Source organism: Paraburkholderia diazotrophica, from assembly GCF_900108945.1.
Lineage (GTDB): Bacteria > Pseudomonadota > Gammaproteobacteria > Burkholderiales > Burkholderiaceae > Paraburkholderia > Paraburkholderia diazotrophica.
Genome location: NZ_FNYE01000024.1, coordinates 81,192 through 102,416, shown reverse-complemented (window position 1 = coordinate 102,416; position 21,225 = coordinate 81,192). Strand labels below are relative to the sequence as shown.

Here is a 21,225-nt window from a genome sequence, read left to right as displayed (position 1 = left end):
GCGCCGCGCGCGGCGCCGACTTCGAGTGTAACGAGCACGGATAGCGTCTAAAGGAGGCGATCTCGTAGCGGGATGCGAGCGCGGGCGGGATAGCGCCGCGCGGGCTACGAAATGCAGTGGCGTGCGGATTGCACGAAGCAAAACACAGCACTGCTGTCTACGCACGGCGATGCGTGCGCAGACAGCGATGAAACTGCGGCCTTCACCTGGATGCGCTTGTGTCGTAGCGCCAGGCTTAAGGGCTCACGCGACGAGAAACTACGCTTGCGGTTCGGCGAGAATCTGCTGAATGGCCTGCTCGAATGCTTCGGGCGGCTGTCCGCCCGTCACCAGATAGCGCTGGTTGAAGATGATCGACGGCACGGACTGAATGCCCAACGACTGGGCCTCGTTTTCCTGTGCGCGCACATCTTCGGCATAATCGGTGCTTTCGAGCACGGCACGTGCCTGCGCTGCATCGAGCCCCACCGATTGCGCGGCTTCGACGAGCACATCATGATTGCTCGGGTCCTTGCCCTCCGAATGATAGGCATGCAGCAGCGCGAGCTTGAGCGGCAATTGCTTGCCTTCGAGGCCGGCCCATTGCAGCAGCCGATGCGCATCGAACGTGTTGTACACGTGCTCGCGCGGCCCGAACACGAAGCCGACGTTTGCGCCGCGCTCGCGGATCGTTTCTTGCGTTTCGGCGATCTGTTCCGGTGTGCGTCCATATTTCTTGCCGAGATAATCGACGATGCGCTCGCCTTGCGGGCTCATCTCCGGATTCAACTCGAACGGATGCATGACGATCTGCGCATCGACCGTGTCACCGAGACGCGATAGCGCAAGCTGCAATGAAGACAGGCCGATAGCGCACCAGGGGCAGGCGATATCGGAGACGAAATCGATTCTGAGTGGTTGAGTCATTGGCCTTTCGATCAGGGAAGTTGGTGGAGATCAACCCACCTTAACAGAATCCGGCGAGATCGTTTTATGCCGCGCCGCAGCACATCTGCCCACTCGCGAATCGTCGCCGCAGGTGGCGGCCCGCGCCGTTTTCACGAATAATGGCCGGACAACAGTCGCAGGGAGGACGGACATGGAATATCCACCCGAAGCCATCCGCACCATTGCGTTGGTCGGCCATGCCGGATGCGGCAAGACCTCGCTGATCGAGGCGCTGCTGCATCAGGGCGGCGCGATCCATGCGGCAGGCAGCGTCGACAAAGGCTCGACCGTCTGCGACTTCGATCCGCTGGAGCGCAAATACCATCACTCCCTGACCTCCGCGATCACCCACCTGCATTACCAGAACACCCGCATCTACCTCGCCGACACCCCTGGCTACCCCGATTTCTCCGGTCTCTCGATCAGCGCACTGCCCGCCGTCGAAACGGCTGCGATCGTGATCAACGCGCGCACGGGCATCGAGATGACCACGCGCCGCATGATGGCGTGGGCGGAAGCGCGCAAGCTGTGCAGGATCATCGTGGTGAACGGCATCGACGGCGAGAAGGTCAATCTGCCCGAACTGCTCGAAGACATTCAGGAGACGTTCGGCAAGACCTGCCTGCCCATCAATCTGCCCGCGCAAGGCGCGCAAGCGGTAGTCGACTGCTTTTTCAATCCGTCCGGAGAAGCCGATTTTCTGTCGGTCGAATCCGCGCACGACGCGCTCGTCGATCAGGTGATCGAACTCGACGCAAAGCTGATGGAGCTTTACTTGGAACAGGGCGAAGCGATCGAGCCCGAGCAGTTGCACGAGCCGTTCGAGCGCGCGCTGCGTGAAGGCCATCTGGTGCCCGTCTGCTTTACGTCGTCGGCGACGGGCGCGGGCATTCAGGAACTGCTCGACGTATTCGTGCGGCTGCTGCCGAATCCGCTCGAAGGCAACCCGCCCCTTTTCTATCGCGATGTCGATGGCCGGCGCGAGACCGTACAGGCCGAGCCGTCCGCCGACAAGCACGTGCTCGCGCATGTGTTCAAGATCGTGATCGATCCGTACATCGGCAAGATGGCCGTGTTCCGCATTCATCAGGGCACGGTGCGGCGCGATAGCCAGCTTTATATCGGCGATGCGCGGCAGCCGTTCAAGGTCGCGCATCTGATGATGCTGCAAGGCAAGGACCACGTGGACGTCACGGAGGCGGGCCCCGGCGACATCTGCGCGACCGCGAAGGTCGACGAGATCGGCTACGATGCCGTGCTTCACGATGCGCCTGAAGACGGCAACATCCATCTCGCGCCGCTCGCGTTCCCGACGCCGATCTACGGTCTCGCGATCGAGCCCGAGCGGCGCGGCAACGAGCAGCGTCTGTGGGAGCTGCTGCAAAAGCTCGCGGCGGAAGATCCGTGCCTGAAGATCGACCATCCCGTCGGCACCAACGAAACGGTCGTGCGCGGGCTCGGCGAACTGCATCTGCGGCACATGCTCGAACGGCTCGCCGATCAGTACAAGCTCGCCGTCATCACGCGGCCGCCGAAGATCGCGTATCGCGAGACTATCGGCGGCAAGGCCGAGGGCCATCACCGGCACAAGAAGCAGACGGGCGGCGCGGGACAGTTCGGCGAAGTGATGCTGCGCGTCGAGCCCCTGCCGCGCGGCGCGGGCTACGAGTTCGTCGATGCCGTCAAGGGCGGCGCGATTCCGGGCCAGTTCATCCCCGCCGTCGAGAAAGGCATCTTGCAGGTGATCGAGAGCGGACCGCTCGCGGGCTTTCCGATGCAGGACGTGCGCATCACCGTGTTCGACGGCAAGAGCCATCCCGTCGATTCGAAGGAAGTCGCGTTCGTGACGGCAGGCCGCAAGGCGTTCATCGATGCCGTGCTCAAGGCCCAGCCGATCCTGCTCGAACCCATCGTCGACATCGAAGTGATGACGCCCGAAGCGACGATGGGCGACATCATCGGCGATCTGTCGGCGCGGCGCGCACAGGTCCAGGGCACGCGCAACCTCGCGGGCCATGCGGTCGTGGTGGCGGGCAAGGTGCCCCTGTCGGAGCTGGCGGATTATCAGTCGCGTCTCAATGCGATTGCAGGCGGGCACGGCAACTACAGCATCGAATTGAGCCACTACGACCCCGTGCCGCCGAACCAGCAGGACAAACTCGCTTCGCAGTACAAGAAGCAGAGCGACGCGGCTTAGCAGGCAGCGCACCCGCACGTTTCAGCGCACGGGCGGCGCATCAGCGGCGCGTCAGCGCGATCGGCTTCGCGCGCCCTTCTTCGCGCTTGAGGCGCGAGGCGCATCCCTGGCTGGCGATGCGATGCCGCCCGTCATCTGCTCCATCCACGACAACGCGTCGACGTACGACAGGAACTGCTGCAGATACCCCGGCGACAATTCGCGCATCAGCGAGAGCGACCGATGCACGAGGCTGCTCGAATTGAGCGGCCCCGCATTGCCTGGCACCTGTTCGAGCGACTGGCGCAACTGCTTGTCGGCGCTGAGCTTCGACCAGGTTTGTCTGAAGTAATCGAGTGTTTCGTGCTGTGGGTTTGACGTGACGCGGTGCGGTGCGTTGCCTTCCGCCGACGACTGATTCGCCACGATGTAATCGGCGAGTTTGCCGAGCGGGCCGCGAGCGCGTGCGGGACTGTCGTCGACCGTATCGTCAGCGCATCTATCGTTCTCGCGGTTCAGATCGGCGGCATAGGTTTCGAGCAGCGCCGACAGACGCTCGTCGAGAATACGCCGCGCTTCGCCGTGATGAGCGGCTGCGCGCCGCGCCATCGCGTCGATGAAATGAAAGCGCATGGGATCGAGCCGATCGGCGCCTTGCGCGCGCCATGCGTCGAGTGTTGCGCGCGCGTGTGTTTCGCCTTGCGAGACTTGCAAGGCTTGCTGGCCTTGCTGGCCTTGCGTGTCCCTTTGCATCTCGCCGTCCGCGCCACGTGGCATGTCGTCGTCACTCACGGCGCCCGTCCGCCGCTCGACGATGCCGGCCTCGGCACCGCAGCGATTTCGACGCGCCGGTTCCTGGCGCGTCCCATGTCATCGGCATTCGAGCTGACCGGCTGCTCGGAGCCGAACGCCGCAGCGAACACCGACGAAGCGGGGATGCCCGCGTCGATGAACGCGCGCGTCACCGTCAGCGCGCGCTGCGCCGAGAGCTCCCAGTTGTCGGCGAAACGGCGATTGCCCGCGCGCACCTGCTGGTCGTCGGCAAAGCCGCTCACCATCAGGATCTCGTCGCGCGACTTCAGATACGTCGACAACGGCCCCGACAGGCTCTTCAACAGTTCGCGGCCCTGCGGCTGCAACTGATCGGAGTTCAGCGCGAACAGCACGTTGCCGCTGATACCGATGCGTCCGTTGACGAGCGTCACCCGCCCCGCCGCCAGCGGCCCGGCGAGCGCCTGCTCGAGCGTCTTGCGGCGCTGCGCTTCCATCTGACGCTGCCTGACCTCGTCGTGAAGCCTCGTCGTCAGTTCGAGCTGCATGCCGATGACGCCCACCAGAATCAGTACGAACGCGCCCAGCAGCACCGACATCAGATCGCCGAAAGCCGCCCAGATGGGCGTCGTCGGCTCCATGCCGCCGTCGATTTCGTCGTTCATGCCGATTCGGCTCCCGCCGACGCCCGCTGCGCGGCAAGCTGCTGAAGGTCTTCGACGATCTGCTTCTGCGACAGCATGCTCAGGTCGATCACTTCCTTCGCCTGCGCGACGTAATAGGCAAGCTGCTCGTCGCTGCGCATCAGCGACTTGTCGAGCGCGGCTTCGATACGCTGCAGGTGGGCCGTCAGCTTGTCGTTCGATTCGCCGAAGAGCTTCACGGCCACGCCGAACGCCTCGCCGAGGCTCGCCACTTCGACGGCGCTGCCCGTGACCTGCGCGGCCGCGTCGTTCAGCTTGCGGGTTTCGGCCTCGACCTTGTCGGTGAACTGCGTGCCGACGCGCGCAAGCATATCCGCTGACGTCGCGACGAGCGCATCGACGGCCGTGCGCTGTTCGGTCGACGCATGGTTCACGGCGTCGAGCAGGGTGTCGAGCGTTTCGAGCAGGCGGCTGCGCTCTTCGAGCATCGCGTTGTCGCGCGCCATGCTGTCCGTGAGCTTCTGACGCAGTTCCGCGATGACTTCGGCTGCGGCCCGTGGCGCTTCCGACGCGGCCTGCACGAGCCGCGAGATCTCCGCAATCGTGCCGCTCGCGTGCGCCTGCGTCTGGGCGGAAATGTCGCCCGCCGTGCGCGCGAGCGCATCGCAAATGTCCTGCTGGCGGGCCGCGGCGCGCGCGCCCGCTTCCTCCCATTGCTTGCTCAGCGTCGCGGCCACTGCGCCGAGCGACTCGCGCCACGCTGCCAGACGCGCTTCGTCGCGCGCGGCCCATTGCGTCTGCAAATCGGCGTGCGACTGATCGACGGCGCGCAGCAACGCCGCCGCGTGCTGCTCGAACGTCGACGCCGCCGTCGCGAGCGCCTGCTGGTTGCGCTCCGCGATGGTCTCGCTTGCGCGCTCCTGCCGCGTCAGCGCCTCGTTCCACGCTTGCGAGACGCCGCCCGCCGTCGCTTCGAGACGCGTCGACACGCCGTCGAGCAGACCCGCCGAGCGTTGCTCGAACGTCTGCGTGAACTGATCGAGCGACGCGCGCAAATCCTGCACCAGCGATTCGCTCGACCGCTGATGTCCCACAAGCGCCTTGTTCCACAGATCCGCGACGGTGGTCGTCGTCGACTGGAAGCCGCTCGACAGCCCGTCGAGCTGTTGCTGCACCGCATGCGTGACGGTCTCGCGCAACGCGGCCATCTCGCGCGCGTGACCGGTCATCGTGGCCTCCATCGCCGGTTGCAGCGCGGCGCCGGCGGCGCGGGCGCTTTCGGCCGCGCTCTCCTTCAACGACTGCGCCACCGACGACGCAAGGCGCGCATACGCCGTTTCCGTCTTGCTGTGGAACGCGTGCTGGCTGGCGGCAAGGCGCTCGTTCAGCGCGAGGCTCTGGTGCTCGATGGCCGTCATCATCGTCTGCAGACGATCGACCAGCGTGGGCATCATCTCGGCTTGCCGCTGCATGAGCCTGAACGTGTCCTCGCGCTGCTGGCTTTGCGAATAGACGCGCAACGTGGTCGCGATCTTCGCGTCGAGTGATTGCGCGGCCTGAGCCCGCTCGCGGCGGCACAACGCGGACAGCAGGCCGAGCATCGCGGACGTCGCGACGCCTGCAATCGACGTGCCGAACGCGAAGCCGAGCCCTCTGACGGGCGCCGCGAGCGATTCGCGGATCGCCTGGATGTCGGTCGCGCTATCGAGCGCCGCGCCCGTGCCGCGCAGCGTCGTGACCATGCCGAGCAGCGTGCCCAGCATCCCCAGCAACACCAGCAGGCCGACCAGATACGGCGTGAGCGCCGGTCCCGGCAGCGCGACGCGCTCGCCCTCGATACGCAGACGCACCGCGCTGCGCAGGCCGGTATGCAGCCCGTCGAGCCAGGCGGACAGACGCGGCGGCGTCCCGGACAGACCGGCGATGGCGGCCGTCAGCGTCGAGGTCGCCTGCTGATAGCGGTGCAACTCCAGCGCGCCCGCCACGTAGCAGGCGGCAATCACCAGCGTAACCGTCAGCGCCAGCAGATTCGAGCCTATATAGCCCGCGCCGACCCAACCCACGGCAACGAGACCCACCAAAAACACAACGACAAAATCAATGCGATATCTGGACATGTTGTCCCAGTTAGCTGATGCGAAGGGCCGCGAGCAACCCTTCGACCGGTTGAAAACGAATTTCCAGTTCGGCGAGCAATACGCCCTGCATGTCCTTGCGGAACACGTCGAGCCACGCGCCGGGCTTGACGGCAGTTGCAACGCCATCCGGGGCATGCGCGTGCGCCAGTTGCGCCAGCGCGTCCTGCTCGGCCTGACGCAAGCGCTCGAAATGCGCGCCAAGCATGCCCGGCACGGCAGCCAGCAGGTTGTGCTCGCGCGCGCCCAGCGCGCGCTCCATGATCGCGTCGACGACCGCGAGCCGCGTCATCTCGGGCGTCTTCGCCGCCAGCATGCTCCGCAGCCGGCCGCGCAGATTGCCGATCGCGGTTTCCATCGACTGCTGCATCGCGAGATAGCGCTGCCGGAAATCCGCGTAATCGGGGGCCGGTTCGGTCGGCTCGCTCTGCGTGGATTTCGGCGCTGATCCGCGCCGGCGAGCCGAGGCGGACACATTGTCGCCGGCGATGGCTCTCGCAAGCGACGCGCGCACCTGCGCGCATTCGCTCCCGGCGCCGTCGTGCTGCCGCGTGCCGCCCGCGACGGCAGGCGGATTGCCGTTCAGCGCCGTCGATAGCGCGATCGCGTCGGTCCAGCCGAGCCATTGGCTCAACTGGTCCGACAGCGACTGGCTGGACGCGGGAACGTCGACGGCCGTCAGGCGGGCCAGCAGCCGGACGAGCGACGGGCCGCTGACCGCTGCGCGCTGAGGGGCTTGAACCATACAACCAGAATCGTAAAAAGGCAGCAGTTTACACGCTGGCGGGATGGCCGCCGCCAGCCGGGAATGATTTCGGCGATGCAAATCGGGCGCCAGCTGCGGACGTTGACCGTGAAAGCCCCGCGCATCAAGGGCGAGCGCCCGTCATGGCCGCCATTGACTGATGTGCAATGGCGGCCACGGGCGCCGGCTCCCGGCAGCGCGGCCCTCGCTAATGCGGCCGATCAGCAGCGCGGACCGCGCTAGCTCATCGTCAGCACGACGCGAAAGCGCGCGGCGCCGCTCATCATGCGATCGTAGGCTTCGGCGGCGCGTTCGAGCGGATAGGTCTCGATCATCGGCTTGACGCCGGACAGCGCACTGAACGCGAGCGTGTCCTCCGAATCGGCCGATGTGCCGGACGGCCAGCCCTGCACCGCGTTGCGGCCCATGATGAACTGCACGCTCGGAACCTCGATCGGCTTCTCCGCGACGCCCACGATGATCAGCTTGCCGTCGAGCGCGAGTCCGCCGAGCGTGGCCGTCATCGCGTCGCCGTTCGTCACCGTCGCGAGCACCACTTTCGCGCCGCCCAGCGCGCGCAGCGCGTCGGCGACGTTCTGCGTGCGGCTGTCGATGTAATGGTGCGCGCCGAGCTGTTTCGCGAGCGGCGCCTTGTCCTCGCCGCGCGCGATCGCGACGGTGCGAAAACCCATCCGCTGCGCGAATTGCACGCCCAGATGCCCGAGGCCGCCGATGCCGAGAATCGCGACGACATCCCCCGCGCGTGCCCCGCTGTTTCGCAATGCATTGAACGTGGTGATGCCCGCGCAGAGCAACGGCGCTGCGTCCACGTCGTCGAGTTCCGACGGCATGCGCGCAAGCGCTTCGACGGGCGCCACCAGGTATTCGGCGTATCCGCCGTCATAGCTGATGCCCGGCACCTGCGCGTTCTCGCACACGACGAAGTGGCCACGCCGGCAATTCGCGCAATGCCCGCAGTGGCCGCCATGCCAGCCGACACCCACGCGCTCGCCCGCCTTCCACCCTTCGACGCCCGCGCCGAGCGTATCGATCACGCCCGCCACTTCATGTCCCGGCACGCGCGGATACTGCAAGCCCGGCCACAATCCGTCTTTCGTCATCGAATCGCTGTGGCAGATGCCGCACGCCTGCACCTTGATCAATACATGACCGGGGCCGGGCGCGGGCACGTCGCGTTCCACGATCTCCAGCGCCCCGCCGGGGCCGCCGACCTGTACCGCTCTCATCTTTCGCATCGAATTTGCTCCAGTCGAAGAACAGTCACTCCAGCGCGGCCAGGCTCGCGTCGGCCATACCTTCGGACGCGCCGCATCGCGACGCAGCCGGCTGGTCCGACAGGGATAGTAGGTGGAGAAGCGTGCGCCCGCAATTGAACGGTCGAATCCGGACGAATCGGACGAATCCCGGCGACCCCAGGCGCTCGCCGATGACAATCAGGAACGCGATGGCCGATGAAGGCCGGCGATCACGCCGAGCCGATTTTTCCGCGGCGTCTTTGTCGTGTGAAGACGTTGTTCAGCCACTCGCGGCCATTGACGACCATCATGCCCGCGAGCACGAGCACGCTGCCCGCGAGAAAGCCCGGATCGAGCCGCTCGTGCAGCAGCAGGCCGCCCATCGCGACGCCGAATATCGGCGACATGAACGACAGCACGCCCAGGCGCGACGCGAGATAGATGCGCAACAGCCAGAACCAGACCGCATAGCTGATGACGCAGACGACGATCGCCTGAAACCCGAGACTCGTCCAGACGAGCGGCGTGCCGTGAAAATGGAACTGGCCGGTGATAGCCGCGAACGGCAGCAACACGACAAAGGCCCATGCCAGCTGATAGAAGAGCGTCTGCGTCGCGGGCGCTTCGCTCAGACGCGTCGCGCGCACTGCGACCGTCGTCATGCCCCACGCCGCGCCACCGCAAATGCCCATCAGATCGCCGAGAATCCAGTTCGGCGACGACGGATCGCCGCCGCCCTTCGCACCCGGACCGACGAACGTGACGACGATGCCGACGAACGCGATCGCGATGCCCATCCATTGCATGCGCGTCAGGCGCTCGGACGGCAGCGCCATTTGCAGGCCGACTGCGGCGAACATCGGCGCGGTATAAAGGAATACGGCCATATGAGAGGCCGTCGTCCATCGCAAGCCTTCGGCCACGAACAGAAATTCGGCGGCGAACAGGATGCCGACCAGTGCCCCTGGTCTCAACGCAACGCCCGGCAGCCAGTTGTCGCGGACGATCATCCTGCCGAACACCCAGACCAGCACGGCAGCCACGCCCGAGCGCATCGACACCTGAAGCAGCGGCGAGACATCGCTCGCTATCGATTTCATCGCGACCTGCTGCAGGCCCCATATGAGGCACAGAATCACCATGCTTGTAACGGCAAAGCCGTCTAGAGTTTTTCTCATCGATGTTCGTCAGCAGGTCTGATGCGAAGCTGGTTTGCTCATGGCTCGCGAAAGGAGCTAGATTTTCGACGATTTGCGCTGCGATGTCGAATTGCGCTCGCGCTGGCGCGGCTGGTCACAGGTCGTTGCGAAACGGTCCGGCGCGCTTCGAATATTGGCTGCACACGCCCCAGGTCGACGGGCCTGCCACATGACATCGCTATACTCTCGCACTTTCATTATTCGCGCCGTCGCGCACCAGGGATTCACTATGACCGCATTGCCCCCTTGCCCGAAATGCCATTCCGAGTTCACGTATGAAGATGCGGGCGTCTTCATTTGCCCCGAGTGCGCGCATGAGTGGACAGCGCAAGCAGCGGGACCGGCCGAAGCGACGGCCCGGGTCTATCGCGATTCAGCCGGCAACGTCCTGCAGGACGGCGACACCGTCACGGTCATCAAGGATCTGAAACTGAAGGGATCGGGCGGCGTGATCAAGATGGGCACCAAGGTAAAGAACATTCGCCTCGTGGATAGCGATCACGATATCGACTGCAAGATCGACGGCTTTGGCGCGATGAGCCTGAAGTCGGAATTCGTCAGGAAAGCGTGACGGGTTTCACGTCATTGCGATTCCATGTGTCCGGGAACGGGTCGTTTCCGGACAAACAGTGATCCCGCCGAATGGCCGATGCGAGCAATGCGTGCTCACGGAAAAATCGGCGTCGTGGGCTCGGCCCCTTCGAGATCGGCCTTCGGAAAATGCTGCGCGACCATCTGCTCGATCTCATGCTCGCGCGAGCCGGGGACGTCGGCCATGATCAGTATCTGGCCGTCGCGTATCGCGTTGCGAAAGCGTTCGAGCCGCGTGTTGGGCTCATCGACGCCGATCATCGCCGCCGTCCACGCACCGAAGCCCGCGCCCGCCAGCGTCAATCCGACGACGGCCCCGCCCGCAATCGCCAGTTCCGCAGGCGGAAACACGAGCGCGACGAGCCCGAGCAATGCGCCCGTTGCCCCGCCAAGCGCCACGCCGCGCTCGAGTGCATGCACGACGTCGCTGCTTTGCAGCAGCGATGCCTGAGGCAGTTGTTCGAGCGTGACGCTGTGATTCGCCAGTACGTGGATGTGGCGCCACGTGATGCGCGCCCGCAGCAGGTCGTCTACGATCGCCTTCGCTGTCGGCGCGTCAGGTACGAGAAAATAAAGGCGTCTCATGTCGGCTCTCCGTCAAACTTTCGGTGATCCGCAACGGGATGATGCCGTTCATCGTACGCCTGTTACCGCCCACCAGCGCGTGCCTGTCCGCCAATGTCACGACGCGCGGACGGTACCGCGCAATCGCCGACGGATTGGTCAGCGAGGGTTGCGCGACGAATGTCAGCCGTGCCCTGTCACGAATTTTTTCGTCGCGTGATAGCCGTGCTTTGTCGCATCGGCGACGGCATGTCCCGCCGACTTCGCGCCGTGGCCGATCGCATGTCCCGCCGATTTTGCGCCGTTGCCGACGGCGTGCGCGGCATGGCCCACCGCGTGGCCCGTGTCCCGGCCCGCCGTCTTGGCGTCTTCCTTGAACTGGTGAGCGCCCGAGGCGAGGCTCGCATGCGCCAGCGGACTGGCCATGACCAGTGCGGCGACGATGATCGAAATTCTGGTCTTTTTCATGGCCCCGATTGTCCCACGCCGAATCGCTGCGCACGGTGTGGGACTGGTAAGCATCCGTCCTTGTTTGTATCGCGATGTTTCCGCTTGCGTCACGCAAAAATATGCCAAAACTATGCGTTTTGCGCGGCGCTTTCGCTGATGCGCGGTTGGTACTAGTCTAGAAGGCGGGTCCAGGACGGACGGCATACGCTGCACGTCAGCCACGTTCTTCCGTCTGTGACGCGTTCTCACGTCGTTCTGCCGCAATGGAGCGAGGTCCGCCATGCAATTGTCCGCCGTCAAGGTCGTCAAGCCCGAAGCGACCAACTTCATTCTCGGGCAAAGCCACTTCATCAAATCCGTCGAGGATATTCACGAGGCCCTCGTCGGCACCGTGCCCGGCATCAAGTTTGGCCTCGCGTTTTGCGAGGCATCCGGCAAGCGGCTCGTCCGACGCTCGGGCACCGACGAAAGTCTCGTCGAAATGGCCTGCCAGAACGCGACGAACGTCGGCGCGGGCCACAGCTTCTTCGTGTTTCTCGGCGACGGCTTTTTCCCCGTCAACGTGTTGAACACGATCAAAGCGGTGCCCGAGGTCTGCCGCATATTTTGCGCGACGGCGAATCCCGTCGAGGTGCTGATCGCCGAAACGGATCAGGGGCGCGGCATCGTCGGCGTGATCGACGGCTTTTCGCCCGTCGGCGTCGAGAGCGCGGACGATGTTCAATGGCGCAAGGACCTCTTGCGCACCATCGGATACAAACTGTAGCGGCAGCGCGCTTGCAGACGTCGCGCAGACGTCGTACACGGATCGCTCGCGCCGCCTCGCCAGCCGACCAGACATGGAACAACGACGACGCCTCGCGCCGGGCACGCTCTGGCCAGCCGTTCTTCGACAGACGGAACATGCGCTGCGCTGCGGCGCGCTGCACCCGATCGACACGCAACAGGCGATGATCGAAAGCGGCGGCATCTGCTTTCTCGTGCGGCAGGTGTCGAGCCTGTCGCGCAAGGAGCAGCAGCGCGCGCAGGCAGCAAAGGTTCAGACGGCGGCGCGCCCTGCCGTGAACCCGTTCCTTCCGTACGAACCTGATCTGTTCGTCGCCGATATCTCCGACACGCATCTCGCGTTGCTGAACAAGTTCAACGTCATCGATCATCATCTGCTGATCGTCACGCGCGCGTTCGAGCGCCAGGATGCGCTGCTCGATCTCGCCGACTTCGAAGCGCTAGCGGCGTGCATGGCGGGGTTCGACGGCATCGGCTTTTACAACGCCGGCGCCGCAGCGGGCGCAAGCCAGCCGCACAAGCATCTGCAGATCGTGCCGCTGCCGCTCGGCGATGCCGGTCCGCCCGTGCCCATCGAGCCGATGCTCGCGACGGCTGTCATCGAAGGCTTGGCGGCACGCGTGCCGGGCCTGCCGTTCCGGCATGCGTTCAAGCGCTTCGAACCCGATGCGATGGCATCCGCCGATGCGGCCAGGCTCGCGCTTTCCTGCTATCACACGCTGCTCGAAGCTGCTCGCGTCGGCGCGGTCGACATCGATGGGGAACGCTGTCACGCGACGCCATATAACCTGCTCGTCACGCGCGAGTGGATGCTGCTCGTGCCGAGATCGGATGAGCGCGTCGAAGGCGTGCCCGTGAACGCGTTGGGATTCGCAGGATCGCTGTTCGTGCGCGACGCGGCGCAGATGGATGTGATCGAGCGGCTCGGCCCGATGACGGTTTTGCAACGCGTCGCGCTGCCTGCAAACGCGTCGCGATGATGCGAGTGATTCGTGTCGAAGCGAAGGAGGCGGACATGCTGAAGATCGTCGCGAGAGATCGGATCGCGGCAACGCTGCGTAGGATTCTTCAAGCTGGCAACGCACGCGTCGTTACTGCGTTGGCGCTCGCGTGCGTCGCGCTCGTGGGCGCGGCACAGACGCGGTCTGCGTCGTTCGATAGCTTCGCCGTGCCGTCGGGCAGCGCGCCACACGATGTCGCGCCGTCGCCCGATGGCACCGTGTGGTTCACCGCGCAGGCGCGAGGCTCGGCGGGACGGCTCGATCCGCGCAGCGGCAAGATCGACAGCATTGCGCTCGGAAAGGGATCGGCGCCGCATGGCGTGATCATCGGGCCCGACCAGGCAGCGTGGATCACGGATGGCGGCCAGAACGCGATCGTCCGTGTCGATTCGACGACACTCGCCGTCACGCGCTTTCCGTTGCCGAAGGACCGGCCGCACGCCAACCTCAACACGGCCGTGTTCGACAAGCAGGGACATCTGTGGTTTACGGGGCAAAGCGGCATCTACGGCGAGTTCGATCCGAAGCGCGGCACGATGCGCGTGTTCGATGCGCCGCATGGTGCGGGCCCGTACGGCATCTGCGTGACACCCGACGGCGCGCTGTATTTCGCGTCACTTGCAGGCAGTTACCTCGGCCACATCGATCCGGCAACGGGCGCCGCGCAAGTCATCGAGCCGCCGACGCCCGATCAGGGCGCACGCCGCGTCTGGTCCGATTCGCGAGGGCGCGTGTGGATCAGCGAGTGGAACGCGGGACGCGTCGGCATGTTCGATCCGTCGACGCAGCGCTGGCGCGAATGGCGTCTGCCCGGCGACAACCCGCATGCGTATGCGATCTTCGTCGACGACCACGATATCGTCTGGCTCAGCGAATGGAGCGCGAATGCACTCGTGCGCTTCGATCCGCATACCGAGCGCTTCGACGTGCTGCCACTGCCGCGCGACCACGCGAACGTGCGACAGATGATGGGCCGCGCGGGCGAAGTGTGGCTGTCCGAATCCGCGACCGATCATCTCGCGCGCTACCCGTCGGGTGCTGTAAAAAACTAACGGGCAATGATGGCGACTGACGGGCGCAATATCATCGGCGCATGCGCACATCGCGTGCCGCTCCGTGCCGCACTGCCGGCAGCTTGTCTGCCAAAAACATCCGCCGCCCCTACAATAGGCTGCGCCGCACGATCTCGCGCGCGCCGCGCCGAGCGCGACCTACGCAATCACATGACGAGTTCGCCGATATGAGACTCATGAGATTCCGATTTCTCATCGCCTTTCTCTTTGCCGTCTTTGCGTTTTGCACGGGCGCATCGGCGCAGACCGTCGACAGTTCCGATCCGCAAGCGCTGATCAAGACGGTCACGCAGCAAGTGCTCGACGAAGTGCGCAAGCGCGCGATCGAGCCGACCGACATCCCGCGCATCATGGACATCGTGAACCGCGACATCCTGCCGTATATCGACTTCGAGCATACGACGCGGCTCGCAGTGGGCCGCTACTGGCGAACGGCGACGCCCGAACAGCAGAAGCAACTCGTTCAGCAGTTCCAGACGCTGCTGATCCACCTGTATTCGGGCGCGCTTGCGCAGCTTCGTCCGGACCAGCAGATCGAATATCCGCCGATGCGTTTTTCGCCGACCGATACCGACACCGTCGTGCGCACGATCGCGATCACCAATGCGCAGCCCGTCGAGATCGATTACCGTCTGCGCAAGACGCCGCAAGGCTGGCGCGTGTACGACCTGAACGTGCTCGGCGCGTGGCTGGTGCAGACCTACCGTCAGCAGTTCGGCGAGACGATCCAGCAAGGCGGCGGCATCGATGGGCTGATCCGCTTTCTCACCGACCGTAACGAACAACTCGCGTCGGGCAAGCAGTGAAACGCAACGCTCGACGAGAAGACTACGTTCGAGCCTTGAATGGGAAAGCGGTGGATGAAACGCCCGGCGCGCCGCGTTATTTCGCGGCGCCCAATAGCTTCACCAGTGCATCGAGCCCGTTCACTTCCCAGTCCGGCCTCTGGCCCATTTCGTCGAAGACCTTGCCGCCCCGGTTGATCCACGCCGTCGGAAAGCCGAAATAACGCGCGCCCGTCGCATCCCACGCATTCGACGACACGAACAGGATCTCCGTCCGGTTCAGCCCGAATGCGTGCTCCGCCAGTTCATACGCGCGATTGTCCGGCTTGTACACGCGCACGGGATCAACGCTCAGCAGATGATCGAAGCTGTTGCGCAATCCCGCATGGCCGACCACCGCGCCGATCGAATGCGGAGAGCCGTTCGACAGGATCGCCAGCTTCAGGCCGCGCTGTCGCAGTTCGCGCAACGCATCGGGCACTTCCGCGAACGGTTGCAGATGCAGATACGCATCGGACAGCGAGCGGCACGTGTTGTCATCCAGCGCGAGTCCGAGATGGCGGCCCGTATAGCGCAATGCTTCTTCCGTCACGTGCTCGAACGGGATATACCGGTTCATCAGGCTGCGCAGCCACGTGTATTCGAGCTGCTTCTGCCGCCATACGTTGCTGATCTCCTGCCCGCGCCCGGGGAACTGCTCGTCGCATCGGCTGGAAACGGAGTGAACGTCGAACAGCGTGCCGTAGAGATCGAATGCAATCGCTTTGATGTGGTCCATGCCATGTCCTCCAGATAAACGTGAAGCCTTCCATCCGGGCCTTGACCCGCGGGATTTAACCCTTCGCTTCCTTCAATCGCGCGCGATGCGCCGCCACCTTCGCGCGATTGCCGCACACCGCCATGCTGCACCAGCGGCGCGCGTGGCCTCGCGTGTGATCGGCGAAAAGCAGCGTGCATTTGGGCCCTTCACACGCTTTCACGTGCGTGAAGTCTTCCTCGCAGACGAGCCTCGCGAGCGCTTCAGCTATCGGCATCAGTAACGACTCCGCCGATTGCCATTTGCGCGTCATGCGAAACGTCAGCGCCGTTGCTTCATCCGACCCGCTCGCGGCGAGTTGGCCATATTGTTCGTCGCGTGCGAGCAGCTGGTTGAGCGGCTCCAGCTCGCGCAAGTCCTTGACGGCGAGCGCGCGCCCTTTCCTCTTATGCACATATCCCCTGAACCATTCGCGCAGACTGCGCGCCCTGGCGGCGATCTCGTCGAGTTCCGCCGACGTGGACTGCGCGCGCAGGCCCGCCAGCACGTCAGCGGGCACCATGCCCGCCTGTTCGAGCCAGCCGAGCAGACCTTCGCCGTCACTGACCCAGTCGACGGGCTCGTCGACGGGTGTCGCAACCGAATTCAGGAAATCAAGGCCGGGCGCATCGGCCACGAACATCGCCGGTATGACGCGGTAGTCCATTTGCGTGTCTAACGTGTGTTGACGATGACTCCATCGTAACCGCTAAAAATCTTCTTGACAAGTTACATCATCAATGCGTAACCTGTATAGCATCGATTTGAAGGTTACGCTGAACGAGGCAAAAGGCCCGATCCTTGAGCCGGTAGAAACCCCAACCCTTACGGAGAGAACGCCATGTCCACGATTGCCCATCGCCATGCCGACGTTGACGGCTTCAACGTGTTCTATCGGGAAGCCGGCCGCCCCGGCGCGCCGAAGCTGTTGCTGCTGCACGGCTTTCCGAGTTCGAGCCACATGTTTCGCGACCTGATTCCTCTACTCGCGGAGCGCTTCCATATCGTCGCGCCCGATCTGCCGGGCTTCGGCCAGTCGGACATGCCCGAGCGCAGCGCTTTCGCGTACACGTTCGACAACATCGCCAACGTGATCGATCGCTTCACCGAAGTGATCGGCTTCGATCGCTATGCGGTGTACGTCTTCGATTACGGCGCACCGACGGGTTTCCGTCTTGCGCTCAAGCACCCCGAGCGGATCACGGCAATCGTTTCGCAAAACGGCAACGCGTATGTCGAAGGACTGAGCGAAGGCTGGAATCCGATTCGCGCGTACTGGCAGGACCCGTCGCAAGCGAACCGCGACGCGCTGCGCGCGCTGCTGACCAAAGAGACGACCATCTGGCAATACACGCATGGCGTGCCCGACACAGCCGCGGTTTCACCCGATGGCTACTCGCTCGACGACTACTACATGAGCCGTCCCGGCGCGCATGAAGTCCAGCTCGATCTGTTCGGCGACTATCGAAGCAACGTCGCGCTGTATCCGGCGTTCCAGCAGTACTTCCGCACGCATCAGCCGCCGTTCCTCGCCGTGTGGGGCAAGAACGATCCGTTCTTCCTGCCCCCCGGCGCCGAAGCGTTCAAGCGCGACATCCCCAACGCGGACGTGCGCTTCTTCGATACCGGCCACTTCGCGCTCGAAACGCATGCGGAAGAAATCGCCGCGGCCATTTCCGGATTTCTGATTCGCTGATTCGCGGATACGCAGTCCGCTTCATCACATTGCGTCGACTGACGCCGCATCTACCCTGGGAGAATCTTCATGCGTGCAATCGTGCTCGAAAAATTCGGCGGCCTCGATAGCCTCGTCTATACGGAACTGCCGGAACCGGAACCGCTGGAAGGCCACGTCGTCATCGAAATCAAGGCGTTCGGCATCAACCATGCCGAAATGCACATGCGGCGCGGCGAGTGGGCCGAAGCCGCGAAGGTCAGCGGCATCGAATGCGTGGGCATCGTCAAGTCGTGTCCGGGCGGCGAGTTTCCTGTCGGCGCGAAGGTGGCTGCGTTGATGGGCGGTCTCGGCCGCACGATCAATGGAAGCTACGCGGAATACACGCGCGCGCCCGTTTCCAACGTCGCGCTGATCGAATCCGATCTGCCGTGGGCTGAGCTTGCGGCGATTCCGGAAACGTATGCGACAGCATGGACGTGCCTGTTCCGCAACCTCGACATCAGCGAGGGACAGACGCTGGTCATACGCGGCGCGACGTCGTCGTTTGGACAGGCGGCCGTCAATCTGGCCGTGAACGCGGGCGCAAAAGTAATCGCGACGACGCGCAATCCGGCGCGCTTCGCGATGCTCGAAAAGCTGGGCGCGGCGCGCGTCGAACTCGAAGGCCCCGATCTGTCGAAGCGCATCGCCGAAGCAAAGCAGATCGACGCCGTACTCGATCTCGTCGGCAACAGCACGATTCTCGATTCGCTTGCGATGTTGCGGCGAGGCGGCCGTGCGTGTCTCGCGGGCTGGCTGGGCGGCCTCGCGCCAATCGCCGATTTCAATCCGCTGTTGCAGATGTCGAGCGGCGTGTACCTGACGTTTTTCGGCAGCTTCGTGTTCGGCACGCCGGGCTTTCCGCTCTCCGACGTACCGCTGCAAGCGATCGCAGCCGATGTCGCGGCGGGCCGCCTCAGCGCGAAGCCCTCGCGCGTGTTCGGCTTCGATGAGATTCGCGAAGCGCACCGCGTGATGGAAGCGAACGAAGCCGGCGGCAAGATGGTCGTGGTCCATTGATGCGTGACGATCGACGAAACCGGGAGACCGACATGTCCAGCAAAGTAGCGATCGTCACGGGTGCGAGCCAGGGCATCGGCCGTTCGACGGCCATCAGGCTCGCGCGCGATTTCGACGCGATCGTGCTCGTTGCGCGCAACCGCGAGAATCTGGAGCAGACGGCGGGCGCGGTCAGACAGGCGGGCGCAAAAGCACTCGCCATCGACATCGATCTGTCGTTATCGGAAGCGGCTCGACAGGTTGTCGACGCAACGCTCGCGTCGTTCGGAAGGATCGATGCGTTGCTCAATATCGCGGGCGCCGTGCCGCAGATCGACGTGTTCGACATGACGGATGCCGAATGGGATCGCGGCCTCGCGTTGAAGCTGCATGGCGCGCGGCGTCTGACCGTCGCGGCGTGGCCGTCGCTGAAGGAAACGTCGGGGTCCGTCGTGATGATGTCCGGCAATTCGGCGCTTTTTCCGAAGGCGCCGTATGCAGCCGTCGGCACGATCAACGCGGCGATCGTCGCGCTCGCCAAGGCGTTTTCGGATCGCGGCATCGCGGACGGCGTGCAGGTCAACAGCGTGCTGCCCGGGCCCGTGATGACGGGACGCCGCCGCTCGTATCTCGAACATTGGGCGCCGCTGCACGAAATGACTGTCGAAGAAGCAACGGCGAAGTTTCCAATGGAAGCGGGCATCGCGCGGTATGGCACGCCGGACGAAATCGCCGAGCTGATGGCGTTTATCGTTTCGCCAGGCGCGCGTTGGATGACGGGCACGACGCTGCGTATGGATGGGGGAGAAGTGAAATCGATCTGACTGCCGAAGGCCGGCAACGCGTTGTGCGTGTGCCGGCCTTCTTTAATGCGTGCGATAAGCCGCATCAACCGAACGCGATCGCACGCGCGATCATCGTCATACCCATCGCGATGACGACCACGCCCGTCGCACGCGCAACCCGCTCGCCTGCGGGCGCGAGACGTTCGGCGGTGATGGCCGCCGTCACGAAGGCCATTGCGTACAGATCCATGATGCCGTTGATCAACAGCACAGCCGTCAGGCCGGCGCAGCAATAGCAGCAGTGCACGCCCAGGCGAACGCCATGCAGCCAGGCCGAGCGGGCGCGTGCTGGCGGCGCGCACTGGTTCATGAATGTACAGCGGCAGCAAGCAAGATAACGCGCTTTCCACGCCCTGAACTGCACCACGCCTGCGATGAGAACGGCTATGCCCGCCGCGAAGGGAATCGCGTGTGCGAGCGCCGGAAAGTGCAGCGCGAGCGCCATCGTTGCTGCGCCCAGCGCGAACACGGCCACGCCCGCCACGGTCCATACGAAGAAGTAGCCGACGCTCACGAGCGCCGTCAACGGCGCGAGCCGTCTGTCTCCGGTTCCGCTCGTTGCGCGGGCCGCCTCGTGATAGCGCCACAGTACAGGCGCGAGAGACGGCAGCATCATCGCGATCATCATCACGAGCCACATGCCGACGAACGACGCCGCGGCGCGCGGCCATTTCTGTCCGCACATCGGGACCCATGTCATCGACAGGGACCAGCCGCCGGGCATCGGCATGTCACCCATCGCCGGCATCGACGTGCACCAGACGATCGTCGATGCCGCACAGACGGCGAAGACGAATGCAACGATGGCGAAAAAGGTCCGCCGCGAGGATCGCCGTGAATCCCATCGCGAATCCCGCGACGAAACCGCACGCCGCGAAACGTTGCGCCCGATGGCAGTGCCGATGGTATCCACGATCGGCCTCAGCGCTGCGCGTATTCGTCGTGACGACGCCACCAGATGCCCTGCTCGTTACGCCCTCTCGGCGCGCGATCAAGCCACTGGTACACGCCCCACAAACCGTCGAGACCGCGCGCATAGGTCGAATACGTGTGATACACGACCCCGTCCTCGATGACGAACGTGCTCATGCCCGGCCGGTCGCGCGAGTAAGTCGGCGCGTCGGTGCCGCACGTGGCCGCGAACTGGACGACGGGTTCCGGCGCAGGCTCGACGTCCATTGCATGTCCGCCGCGCTCGAAGTTGTACTCGACGTCGCCGGCACGCTGCTGCTCCTTGGTGAACGACACGTTGAAGTCGAAGTTGAAGTCGCTGCCGTTCGCCGATGCCCACGGAAACGTCCAGCCCATCCGCCTCCGGTACGCGTGCAGTTTGGCGAGCGGCGCACGGGAAACGGCCGTCAGCATCACATCGTGGTTCGCCAGATGCACGGCGAAGCCGTTGAAGCCGTCCGCGATCGACGAGCACGACGGGCAGCCCGCCGTATAGTCCGGTCCGAACATGAAGTGATAGACGAGCAGTTGCGAGCGTCCCTTGAACAGGTCCGCGAGCGTGGCGCGCCCGTCATCCGTGTCGAACGTGTACGCCTTGTCGACGCGGACCCAAGGCAGCGCCTGACGTTGCCGCGCAAGCTCGTCGCTGCGCCGCGTCAGCGCCTTTTCCGCCTCGAGCAGTTCGAGCCGTGCAGCCAGCCATTGTTGACGTGTTCCTGTTGCATGAGTGGTCATCGTGGGTTCCTCCGTTGAATGTCGTGCGCCGATCGATGCTTCGCCGATGCCGCGTGTTCGTGAATCGACGTGTGCTAGA

The 21,225-nt window shown here is 64.4% G+C and carries 22 protein-coding genes; 9 read left to right on the top strand and 13 right to left on the bottom strand.

Going from position 1 to position 21,225, the window contains the following annotated elements; translation table 11 throughout:
• Window positions 1-258: 258 nt before the first annotated feature.
• Entirely contained in the window at window positions 259-906 is a 648-nt protein-coding gene (locus BMW76_RS26155; protein ID WP_090870465.1) for a DsbA family oxidoreductase, read from the bottom strand.
• 172 nt (window positions 907-1,078) lie between these two features.
• Here BMW76_RS26155 and fusA point away from each other — a divergent pair, with 172 nt between their 5' ends.
• The gene (gene fusA, locus BMW76_RS26150) at window positions 1,079-3,124 is read left to right on the top strand and encodes an elongation factor G (RefSeq protein WP_090870463.1); all 2,046 of its coding nucleotides are present in this window, start codon (window positions 1,079-1,081) and stop codon (window positions 3,122-3,124) included.
• A 51-nt stretch (window positions 3,125-3,175) separates the two neighbouring features.
• Here the strand turns inward: fusA and BMW76_RS26145 are convergent, their stop codons facing one another.
• The 6 genes from BMW76_RS26145 to BMW76_RS26115 form a co-directional block, all read right to left on the bottom strand.
• Window positions 3,176-3,856 (bottom strand): DUF2894 domain-containing protein, encoded by a 681-nt coding sequence (locus tag BMW76_RS26145; protein ID WP_090870514.1) that lies wholly within the window; start codon window positions 3,854-3,856, stop codon window positions 3,176-3,178.
• A gap of 35 nt (window positions 3,857-3,891) precedes the next feature.
• On the bottom strand, window positions 3,892-4,539 hold the full coding sequence (locus tag BMW76_RS26140; RefSeq protein ID WP_090870461.1) for an OmpA family protein: 648 nt from the start codon (window positions 4,537-4,539) through the stop codon (window positions 3,892-3,894).
• Window positions 4,536-6,635, bottom strand: coding sequence for a DUF802 domain-containing protein (locus BMW76_RS26135; RefSeq protein ID WP_090870459.1), 2,100 nt, complete (start codon window positions 6,633-6,635; stop codon window positions 4,536-4,538). Before BMW76_RS26135 ends, BMW76_RS26140 begins: the two co-directional genes overlap by 4 nt.
• A 10-nt stretch (window positions 6,636-6,645) precedes the next feature.
• Entirely contained in the window at window positions 6,646-7,398 is a 753-nt protein-coding gene (locus BMW76_RS26130; RefSeq protein ID WP_090870457.1) for a DUF3348 domain-containing protein, read from the bottom strand.
• A gap of 239 nt (window positions 7,399-7,637) precedes the next feature.
• Window positions 7,638-8,654, bottom strand: a complete 1,017-nt coding sequence (locus BMW76_RS26120) for an alcohol dehydrogenase (RefSeq protein WP_090870453.1) — start codon at window positions 8,652-8,654, stop codon at window positions 7,638-7,640.
• Between the two features lie 230 nt (window positions 8,655-8,884).
• Window positions 8,885-9,832, bottom strand: coding sequence for a DMT family transporter (locus tag BMW76_RS26115; RefSeq protein WP_090870451.1), 948 nt, complete (start codon window positions 9,830-9,832; stop codon window positions 8,885-8,887).
• A 250-nt stretch (window positions 9,833-10,082) separates the two neighbouring features.
• Between BMW76_RS26115 and BMW76_RS26110 the strand changes: the two genes are divergently transcribed.
• The gene (locus BMW76_RS26110; RefSeq protein ID WP_090870449.1) at window positions 10,083-10,424 is read left to right on the top strand and encodes a zinc ribbon domain-containing protein YjdM; all 342 of its coding nucleotides are present in this window, start codon (window positions 10,083-10,085) and stop codon (window positions 10,422-10,424) included.
• 95 nt (window positions 10,425-10,519) lie between these two features.
• Here the strand turns inward: BMW76_RS26110 and BMW76_RS26105 are convergent, their stop codons facing one another.
• A complete protein-coding gene (locus BMW76_RS26105) occupies window positions 10,520-11,029 on the bottom strand; it encodes a DUF1269 domain-containing protein (protein WP_090870447.1) in 510 nt (169 codons plus the stop codon).
• Between the two features lie 162 nt (window positions 11,030-11,191).
• Window positions 11,192-11,476: a hypothetical protein gene (locus BMW76_RS26100; RefSeq protein ID WP_090870445.1), complete on the bottom strand. Its 285-nt coding sequence runs from the start codon at window positions 11,474-11,476 to the stop codon at window positions 11,192-11,194.
• A gap of 262 nt (window positions 11,477-11,738) precedes the next feature.
• Between BMW76_RS26100 and BMW76_RS26095 the strand changes: the two genes are divergently transcribed.
• The 4 genes from BMW76_RS26095 to BMW76_RS26080 all read left to right on the top strand — a co-directional run bounded on the left by BMW76_RS26095 (window position 11,739) and on the right by BMW76_RS26080 (window position 15,124).
• The gene (locus tag BMW76_RS26095; RefSeq protein WP_090870443.1) at window positions 11,739-12,224 is read left to right on the top strand and encodes an adenosine-specific kinase; all 486 of its coding nucleotides are present in this window, start codon (window positions 11,739-11,741) and stop codon (window positions 12,222-12,224) included.
• Window positions 12,225-12,297: 73 nt separating this feature from the next.
• Entirely contained in the window at window positions 12,298-13,224 is a 927-nt protein-coding gene (locus tag BMW76_RS26090; RefSeq protein ID WP_090870441.1) for an ATP adenylyltransferase family protein, read from the top strand.
• Window positions 13,225-13,259: 35 nt separating this feature from the next.
• A complete protein-coding gene (locus BMW76_RS26085) occupies window positions 13,260-14,297 on the top strand; it encodes a Vgb family protein (RefSeq protein WP_090870512.1) in 1,038 nt (345 codons plus the stop codon).
• 197 nt (window positions 14,298-14,494) lie between these two features.
• Window positions 14,495-15,124 (top strand): MlaC/ttg2D family ABC transporter substrate-binding protein, encoded by a 630-nt coding sequence (locus tag BMW76_RS26080; protein ID WP_090870439.1) that lies wholly within the window; start codon window positions 14,495-14,497, stop codon window positions 15,122-15,124.
• 76 nt (window positions 15,125-15,200) lie between these two features.
• On the opposite strand, the gene BMW76_RS26075 is transcribed toward BMW76_RS26080, so the two are convergent.
• Together BMW76_RS26075 and BMW76_RS26070 are read right to left on the bottom strand one after the other, a co-directional pair.
• Window positions 15,201-15,881 (bottom strand): haloacid dehalogenase type II, encoded by a 681-nt coding sequence (locus BMW76_RS26075; protein ID WP_090870437.1) that lies wholly within the window; start codon window positions 15,879-15,881, stop codon window positions 15,201-15,203.
• Window positions 15,882-15,936: 55 nt separating this feature from the next.
• Entirely contained in the window at window positions 15,937-16,566 is a 630-nt protein-coding gene (locus BMW76_RS26070) for a CGNR zinc finger domain-containing protein (RefSeq protein WP_090870435.1), read from the bottom strand.
• Window positions 16,567-16,740: 174 nt separating this feature from the next.
• Here BMW76_RS26070 and BMW76_RS26065 point away from each other — a divergent pair, with 174 nt between their 5' ends.
• From BMW76_RS26065 to BMW76_RS26055, 3 genes are all read left to right on the top strand, one after another.
• Window positions 16,741-17,595, top strand: coding sequence for an alpha/beta fold hydrolase (locus tag BMW76_RS26065; RefSeq protein WP_090870433.1), 855 nt, complete (start codon window positions 16,741-16,743; stop codon window positions 17,593-17,595).
• A gap of 69 nt (window positions 17,596-17,664) precedes the next feature.
• Window positions 17,665-18,636, top strand: a complete 972-nt coding sequence (locus tag BMW76_RS26060; protein ID WP_090870431.1) for a zinc-binding alcohol dehydrogenase family protein — start codon at window positions 17,665-17,667, stop codon at window positions 18,634-18,636.
• 32 nt (window positions 18,637-18,668) lie between these two features.
• A complete protein-coding gene (locus BMW76_RS26055) occupies window positions 18,669-19,439 on the top strand; it encodes an SDR family oxidoreductase (RefSeq protein WP_090870429.1) in 771 nt (256 codons plus the stop codon).
• 64 nt (window positions 19,440-19,503) lie between these two features.
• Here the strand turns inward: BMW76_RS26055 and BMW76_RS26050 are convergent, their stop codons facing one another.
• Both BMW76_RS26050 and BMW76_RS26045 read right to left on the bottom strand, forming a co-directional pair.
• Window positions 19,504-20,208, bottom strand: coding sequence for a DUF2182 domain-containing protein (locus BMW76_RS26050; RefSeq protein ID WP_090870510.1), 705 nt, complete (start codon window positions 20,206-20,208; stop codon window positions 19,504-19,506).
• Between the two features lie 173 nt (window positions 20,209-20,381).
• Window positions 20,382-21,146, bottom strand: coding sequence for a DUF899 domain-containing protein (locus BMW76_RS26045; RefSeq protein ID WP_090870427.1), 765 nt, complete (start codon window positions 21,144-21,146; stop codon window positions 20,382-20,384).
• Window positions 21,147-21,225: the final 79 nt, after the last annotated feature.

Coding starts and splice junctions, on each gene's coding strand:
- BMW76_RS26050 (WP_090870510.1), bottom strand. CDS start 20,208: ATGCCGGCGATGGGTGACATGCCGATGCCCGGCGGCTGGTCCCTGTCG.
- BMW76_RS26060 (WP_090870431.1), top strand. CDS start 17,665: ATGCGTGCAATCGTGCTCGAAAAATTCGGCGGCCTCGATAGCCTCGTC.
- BMW76_RS26115 (WP_090870451.1), bottom strand. CDS start 9,832: ATGAGAAAAACTCTAGACGGCTTTGCCGTTACAAGCATGGTGATTCTG.
- BMW76_RS26135 (WP_090870459.1), bottom strand. CDS start 6,635: ATGTCCAGATATCGCATTGATTTTGTCGTTGTGTTTTTGGTGGGTCTC.
- BMW76_RS26090 (WP_090870441.1), top strand. CDS start 12,298: ATGGAACAACGACGACGCCTCGCGCCGGGCACGCTCTGGCCAGCCGTT.
- fusA (WP_090870463.1), top strand. CDS start 1,079: ATGGAATATCCACCCGAAGCCATCCGCACCATTGCGTTGGTCGGCCAT.
- BMW76_RS26105 (WP_090870447.1), bottom strand. CDS start 11,029: ATGAGACGCCTTTATTTTCTCGTACCTGACGCGCCGACAGCGAAGGCG.
- BMW76_RS26120 (WP_090870453.1), bottom strand. CDS start 8,654: ATGCGAAAGATGAGAGCGGTACAGGTCGGCGGCCCCGGCGGGGCGCTG.
- BMW76_RS26085 (WP_090870512.1), top strand. CDS start 13,260: ATGCTGAAGATCGTCGCGAGAGATCGGATCGCGGCAACGCTGCGTAGG.
- BMW76_RS26100 (WP_090870445.1), bottom strand. CDS start 11,476: ATGAAAAAGACCAGAATTTCGATCATCGTCGCCGCACTGGTCATGGCC.
- BMW76_RS26140 (WP_090870461.1), bottom strand. CDS start 4,539: ATGAACGACGAAATCGACGGCGGCATGGAGCCGACGACGCCCATCTGG.
- BMW76_RS26155 (WP_090870465.1), bottom strand. CDS start 906: ATGACTCAACCACTCAGAATCGATTTCGTCTCCGATATCGCCTGCCCC.
- BMW76_RS26075 (WP_090870437.1), bottom strand. CDS start 15,881: ATGGACCACATCAAAGCGATTGCATTCGATCTCTACGGCACGCTGTTC.
- BMW76_RS26070 (WP_090870435.1), bottom strand. CDS start 16,566: ATGGACTACCGCGTCATACCGGCGATGTTCGTGGCCGATGCGCCCGGC.
- BMW76_RS26045 (WP_090870427.1), bottom strand. CDS start 21,146: ATGACCACTCATGCAACAGGAACACGTCAACAATGGCTGGCTGCACGG.
- BMW76_RS26095 (WP_090870443.1), top strand. CDS start 11,739: ATGCAATTGTCCGCCGTCAAGGTCGTCAAGCCCGAAGCGACCAACTTC.
- BMW76_RS26145 (WP_090870514.1), bottom strand. CDS start 3,856: ATGCAAAGGGACACGCAAGGCCAGCAAGGCCAGCAAGCCTTGCAAGTC.
- BMW76_RS26110 (WP_090870449.1), top strand. CDS start 10,083: ATGACCGCATTGCCCCCTTGCCCGAAATGCCATTCCGAGTTCACGTAT.
- BMW76_RS26080 (WP_090870439.1), top strand. CDS start 14,495: ATGAGATTCCGATTTCTCATCGCCTTTCTCTTTGCCGTCTTTGCGTTT.
- BMW76_RS26130 (WP_090870457.1), bottom strand. CDS start 7,398: ATGGTTCAAGCCCCTCAGCGCGCAGCGGTCAGCGGCCCGTCGCTCGTC.
- BMW76_RS26055 (WP_090870429.1), top strand. CDS start 18,669: ATGTCCAGCAAAGTAGCGATCGTCACGGGTGCGAGCCAGGGCATCGGC.
- BMW76_RS26065 (WP_090870433.1), top strand. CDS start 16,741: ATGTCCACGATTGCCCATCGCCATGCCGACGTTGACGGCTTCAACGTG.